This window comes from Sulfuricurvum sp., from assembly GCF_049305995.1.
Taxonomy (GTDB): domain Bacteria; phylum Campylobacterota; class Campylobacteria; order Campylobacterales; family Sulfurimonadaceae; genus Sulfuricurvum.
Genome location: NZ_JBAQPS010000358.1, coordinates 1 through 5,959, shown reverse-complemented (window position 1 = coordinate 5,959; position 5,959 = coordinate 1). Strand labels below are relative to the sequence as shown.

General features: G+C 39.6%; 8 protein-coding genes. 3 read left to right on the top strand and 5 right to left on the bottom strand.

Annotated features, from left to right (window positions below):
• Positions 1–314 (top strand): succinylglutamate desuccinylase/aspartoacylase family protein (locus tag WA010_RS12070; RefSeq protein ID WP_422557364.1); only part of this gene is annotated, 314 nt, incomplete at its 5' end.
• A complete protein-coding gene (locus WA010_RS12065) occupies positions 311–1,240 on the top strand; it encodes a M14 family metallopeptidase (RefSeq protein ID WP_422557363.1) in 930 nt (309 codons plus the stop codon). The genes WA010_RS12070 and WA010_RS12065, both read left to right, overlap by 4 nt.
• 21 nt (positions 1,241–1,261) lie before the next feature.
• Here the strand turns inward: WA010_RS12065 and WA010_RS12060 are convergent, their stop codons facing one another.
• On the bottom strand, positions 1,262–1,705 hold the full coding sequence (locus WA010_RS12060; RefSeq protein ID WP_422557362.1) for a GatB/YqeY domain-containing protein: 444 nt from the start codon (positions 1,703–1,705) through the stop codon (positions 1,262–1,264).
• Between the two features lie 59 nt (positions 1,706–1,764).
• Between WA010_RS12060 and flgH the strand changes: the two genes are divergently transcribed.
• Entirely contained in the window at positions 1,765–2,481 is a 717-nt protein-coding gene (gene flgH / locus WA010_RS12055) for a flagellar basal body L-ring protein FlgH (protein WP_422557361.1), read from the top strand.
• A gap of 7 nt (positions 2,482–2,488) precedes the next feature.
• Here the strand turns inward: flgH and WA010_RS12050 are convergent, their stop codons facing one another.
• The 4 genes from WA010_RS12050 to trmB form a co-directional block, all read right to left on the bottom strand.
• Positions 2,489–3,703 (bottom strand): murein hydrolase activator EnvC family protein, encoded by a 1,215-nt coding sequence (locus WA010_RS12050; protein ID WP_422557360.1) that lies wholly within the window; start codon positions 3,701–3,703, stop codon positions 2,489–2,491.
• Positions 3,704–4,516 carry a cell division protein FtsX gene (locus tag WA010_RS12045; protein WP_422557359.1) on the bottom strand — a complete coding sequence of 271 codons (813 nt, stop codon included), beginning with the start codon at positions 4,514–4,516 and terminating at the stop codon, positions 3,704–3,706.
• Complete coding sequence (locus WA010_RS12040) at positions 4,503–5,174, bottom strand: cell division ATP-binding protein FtsE (RefSeq protein WP_422557358.1); 672 nt, start codon at positions 5,172–5,174, stop codon at positions 4,503–4,505. The genes WA010_RS12045 and WA010_RS12040 overlap by 14 nt, the downstream gene beginning before the upstream one ends.
• Positions 5,167–5,959 (bottom strand): tRNA (guanosine(46)-N7)-methyltransferase TrmB (gene trmB / locus WA010_RS12035; RefSeq protein WP_422557357.1); only part of this gene is annotated, 793 nt, incomplete at its 5' end. The genes trmB and WA010_RS12040, both read right to left, overlap by 8 nt.

Genomic DNA, 5,959 nt, shown 5'->3' with positions numbered 1-5,959 from the left:
ATGGAATTTTAAATTTGATGGCAGAAGAGGGATTTTTAGATATCGAGCCTTTGAAGGTTAGAATGCCAATCCAATCCGAAGTAGGTGAAGTTGCTTATTTGAATGCTTCGTGTCCAGGATTGTTTGTACCTGAAATCGAACACTGTCAAATGATTGAAAAAGGTTCGATTGTCGGGTACATAGTTGACCCTTTGAGCGGTAAACGTCTCAATGAAGTGATCGCTCCGATCGGAGGGATTCTTTTTACCCTCAGAGCCTATCCGATTGTCTATGAAGGATCGTTGGTCGGTCGTATTTTTGGAGAGAACGGATGAAACGATTTGAAATATTAAACTTACAATCTCCTAATCGTGCTCCACTCAAAGTTGAAGGCTTTTTATTCGGAGAAGAGAACGACGGTCCATCGTTAGCGATTGTTGGAGCCATGAGCGGGGATCATATCAATCAACTCTACGTTGCGTCTCGTCTCGTCGATTATCTTCGGCAAAAAGAGAATGAAGGGAAGATAATTGGAAAAATTTTAGTTATTCCCGCCGTCAATACGTATGCATTGAATATGGGTGAGACCTTTTGGCCGCTCGATAAAACCGATATCAATATGATGTTTCCGGGGTATGCTGAGGGAGAGACGACTCAGCGGATTGCGGCAAAACTTTTTGAAGCACTTCAAGGATATGATTACGGTATTATTTTAGAGGGACGTCGCGATCAAGGGATGTGTCTGCCGTATGTTAAAATCATAAAAAGTGATTATGAAGATATGGAATCGGCACACGATTTAGGTATGCGTTTTGTCCACTATCGCCCTTATAGCCCTATTGAAACAGTGATGCTTCAGTATAATTGGCAATTGTGGGGTACAAAAGCACTTTCTATTGTTTTCGGTAAAAATAGTACTATTGATTCTGAGGCAAGCAAAGAGGTTCAAGAGTCAATTATTCGGCTCATGTCGAAGCAAAAGATACTCGATATAGCAGTTTTTGAGGGGCATCAGAGTAATGTTATTGGTCCTGAAAATATTACTATCCTTAAAGCGTCTAGAGCCGGTATTTTTGATCCGTTGGTAGCGTGTGGTACACCGATTCAAAAAGGGGATACCTTGGGACGGATTACCGATGCGTTAAGCGGAGAGAAACTGGAAAAAATTTTGGCACCGTGCGATGGTGTTGTCACATGTCAGTATTCGCATCCGTTGATTTTTCAAAATTCGATTGTATTTAGGATTGCATCGGTAGAGTAATGTGACTCAACCGATGATCTATTAGCTCAAAATCTTTTTAGCGCACTCATTGATACGTTTGCCGTCGGCTTGGGCTCCTAGAGTTTTTGAGGCGGCACCCATAACACGACCGATATCTTTCATACTCTCAGCACCTGTTTCGGCGATGATGGAGCGTATTGCACTCTCTAATTCGTCATCGCTGAGCTGTTTTGGCAGATAAGTTTCGAAAATAGCCGCTTCGGAAGCCTCTTTTTCGTATAAATCTTCACGTCCCGCATCGCGGTATTGTGTCATGGCATCGTTACGTTGTTTGACCTGTTTTTGGATGATTTTTATGATGTCATCATCGCTTAGTTCTTTACGCTCATCCACTTCGATTTGTTTCATAGCACTGCTAAGGAGGCGTAGTGCATCACGTAAAGGGGCATTTTTCTCTTTCATAGCGGTTTTAATGTCGTTACTAATTTGTTCTTTTAAACTCATACCTATCCCTTGGAACTATTTTTGCTTTATTATAGCTAAAATATGACTTGGATGGGATTATGCGCATACCACTTTATTTCTCTATTCTTTCAGCATCGTTGTTACTAAGTGGGTGTACCGCACGTCTTACTGAGCCTGAAATAGCATTTAGCCCCCCTAAATACGTTGAAGAGATGCCCTCACGTGAAGAAGAAAATAGCTTTGTCGCTCGGGGCAGTTTATTCGGGCAAGGGGATAGCCCCCTTTTCTCTGACCATAAAGCGATGCATGTCAACGATATCGTGACGGTCGTTATCTCAGAAACGGCAACCAGTTCCAATAAAGCGAGTAAGGCCCTCACTGAAGCTGATACACTTGGATTAAACGGCGGATTATTTAGTTCAACGGGTCAAAATTCTGCGGTAAATTCTGCTGTCAATAAACTTAACGGTGTTGCAAATATCGGATTTAGTGCGGGATCAACCTCCGATTACTCTGGATCGGGATCATCGACTAAAAATGCAACGTTTACGACAACGGTATCGGCTCGAATTGTTAAAGTGATGGCGAACGGCAACTATTTTATCACGGGACGGCGTGAGATTATGGTGGATGATCAAAAACAGGTTATGCAGCTAAGCGGGGTGATTCGACCGTACGATATCGATCAAAACAACCAAATTAACTCATCTAAAATCTCAGACGCTAAAATTCTTTATGCGAATGAGGGGGATATTGATCGTTCGGTGAATCAAGGTTGGGCGAGTAAAGCGGTAGGTGCTATTTGGCCATTTTAGAATAAAATTACCGGATCATTTGCAGCGGATCGATGTGCGCATTACGCTGTGTCACCTGAAACATCAACTCTCTGCCTACGCGACCAATAATTGAACCTTGTTTGAGCCGTTTTCCCACTTCGACGGTAGGGGCGATTTTATCGAGATGAGCATAGATCGTATGTAGACCATTATCATGTTCAATAATAATAACATTATCAAGCATTGCAGTAGATTTAGCCAAAATGATTTTGCCGTTAAGAACTGATTTGACTTTGGCATCGGATTCGGTTGGTCGGAGCGATATAGAGTCATTAAAGATTTTAATACCATAAACGGGATCCGTATATGGACCAAAGCGTTTTGTGATGACATATCCATCAAGAGGAGCAATAGTGCGTTCCCCAGTATAACCTGCAACGTTTGAAGGGCGATAATCAGCAATTGCTTGTTTAACATTTTCAGGAACAGGTTTAGAACCTGGTTTTTGAGCTACAAGAGGTGGTGGAGTTTTTTTAGGTTTGAGTGTTTCGCGCTTGATAATATTAAGACTAGCAAGTGTTTTTTGAAGTGAACGTTGCTGATTAAGAATTTTATCCAATGATTTTTTATAAAGATTTTTCTCTTTTTCGAGTAATGCAATTGCTTTTTCATTCTCTTTTTTAGTTTCAAGAACCTTGTTTTTTTCCTGATCGATAATAGCGATCGATTTCTTTAATACGGTCGTTTGTGTTGAGAGTCCAGTTATTCTTGTATTATTTTCAAGAAAGAGAGTATTAAGCTGTTGAATCTCTTCATTGATTTGCTTAAGATGAAGTTTGAGGGCCTCTTCCGTGATGATAGAATCAGCCTCTTTAGCACGATCATCATTAATTAATAGTGAAATAGAGGTGTTGCGTGCAATTGCGAAAACAAGCCTTTGTTCAATATCATTTTGGGTTTTTAATAAAAGTGCTTGTTGAATTTCTAAGTTTTTAAGTGTTGTTTTATTGGATTGGTAAACAGTTTCTTTTGAACGAAGTTCTTCGACCAAGGTACTTAACTTTTCCTGCTGTGTTCCGATAATTTGACGCTGCTGCATAATTTTAGATGCAGTTGCTTCCAGTTTTGCATTTAGGGTTGAATAAGTTTGTTTTGTTTCATTGAGCTGTTTGGCAGTATGTTGAATCTTTTCATCAATTTTAGCTGCAATAGCTGATGTTGCTAATAATGTAATGAGAAGAAGTGAAAAAGAGCTATTCATCTATTCTTCTTCACTGCTTCCGATAACAATCATGAGGGTAAGTACAATCGATACCCCTAAAGCGATTAGAAGAGAACGTATGGAATCATTGATAAAGTGGAAAAGGTCGATGTTTATTCCGACAGTACGGAGTAAAAGATCCATCCACCCATATTGCTCAAAAATGAAAAATGCGAGACAGAGCAGTATGGTTGCAATGATCGCATCGACAATTGCCAAGCGAAACAGTACGGCAGAACGGAGCCATACCGGAGCACCGAAAAGAGCCATAATACTCATGCGATCAGCATGTTGAAATTGCCATAAACGCATCTCTTTAAGAATGAGAAGGGAAGTAACGGCCGCAATCGAAATTGAAAAGACTTGAACAACATCTTTGAATAAAAGCATGAGCTTATAAACGGTATCATGGGTTTGAGCATATCCTTCAACACGTTGAATTGCAACATGTTTTTGGAGCCGTTTTTGGAGTTTTTCAATTTCATAAGGGGTTGGAAAGCGACTTAAATAAATACGATAAAATTTTGGTAATGTGAGTTTAAGTAAATCAAGATTTTTTTTGCTCATTTCCCCTTCAAGGCGCTTTAAAACTTGATCAGTGGCGATGACTTCACTTCTTTCGATAATACGATCCATTGCCTTGAATTCTTGAATGGTGAGTGTTTTATTAGCAACGACAATAATAGAATAATCGTTTTTAAGACGATCTTCATAAGCTGCAATTGTGCGGTCAACAGCAACATAAATTTGAACCGAAAATAAAACAGTAAAGAGAGCAATAATGAGTGATATATGATTTTTAAGAGATTTCATGGATATTTCCCATCTCGATATGGTAGTGTGTATAAGGAACTGTAATGGTTGATGGAATATTATGGGTAACGACTACTATGGTCGTTTTAAGCTGAGTATTGGCTCCCTCTAATAAGTTCCAAATAACTTGGGATGAGTATTCATCTAAATTTCCTGTAGGCTCATCGGCAAGAATGAGAATAGGATTATGGGCGAGTGCACGAGCCATAGCAACACGCTGTTGTTCTCCGCCAGAGAGTTCGGGAGGATATTTGCCCGATTGATGGATCAATTTGACATGTCCTAGAAGCTTTTGTACTTGTGCACTGCTCACATCTTTAGTATAGCCTGAGATAATAAGAGGCAGCATTACATTTTTTTCTATTGTCCACTCTTTGATTAACTTATAGTCTTGAAAAACAACCCCAATATGACGGCGGAGAAAATTAAGTTTAGAGGTAGAAATTTTATGCATTTTAACTCCACCCACCATCAAGTTTCCTGCACGCGGTTCAATAGCACCATAGAATGATTTGAGAAGAGTCGATTTACCGCTTCCGCTTGCTCCGGTAATGAATACGAAACTCCCCGCATCGATCGAGAAGTTGGCTTTCGAGATGATAGTTTCGAACTCTTTATAGGATAGTGAAAGATTTTCGGCAATAATGACTTTATCCATGAAGTAACTCGTCAAGTAAAATATGAGCCTTTAAATTCGTATTGGAACGAACCGGAAGAGATGGAAAATAACGGGCAAGACCATTTTCAATGATAACATAGGTACTTTCGGGGCGATCAAAACTTCCCATAGCTAAACGAATCATCCCACCATTTTCTCCTATAGTGAATTTGCGCTCTATATGTATAAATCCCCAGTCACGTTTATAGGTCTCTTTTGAGAGGCGATCAATCGCATTGTCAGAAATAGGAGCGGTTGAAAAAGAAAAATCGCCGATACTATCGGGTTCATTCGACTCAATCTCGCAGGTAAAGGTAACATCGTAAATATTTTTTTCCATCTTTTTCCAACGGTCTTCATATTTACTGACAATGGCAATTTCTTGATTTTTACGAACATTAAACTGGCTTTGACGCGGTAAACTGAATGTTTCAAGTGCAAAGCGATAGTAGTTTTCGCTATCGGTACGTAATTCGAGTTTACCGCCAACACATAATACACGTTCAGATTCTTGTAAAAATGCTTCTGAAATGACCCGACGGTGTGGTTTTTTATCCCAAGGTACAGGAAAATGAACATAAATTCTGTTTACGATATTGGAAGGGACAAATTCTAAAAATAATCGTGCATCATAGTCAAGGATCATGATGTTTGTGAGATTTTGAATAACAATTTGTTTGAGTGCTTGTTCAATGGAAGGTTTGTGAATTTCAAGTCCGATAAATAGAACATCTGGATTACTAGATGCTTGGTGAAGTAGGTGTCGTGCTGATCCGAAGCCGATT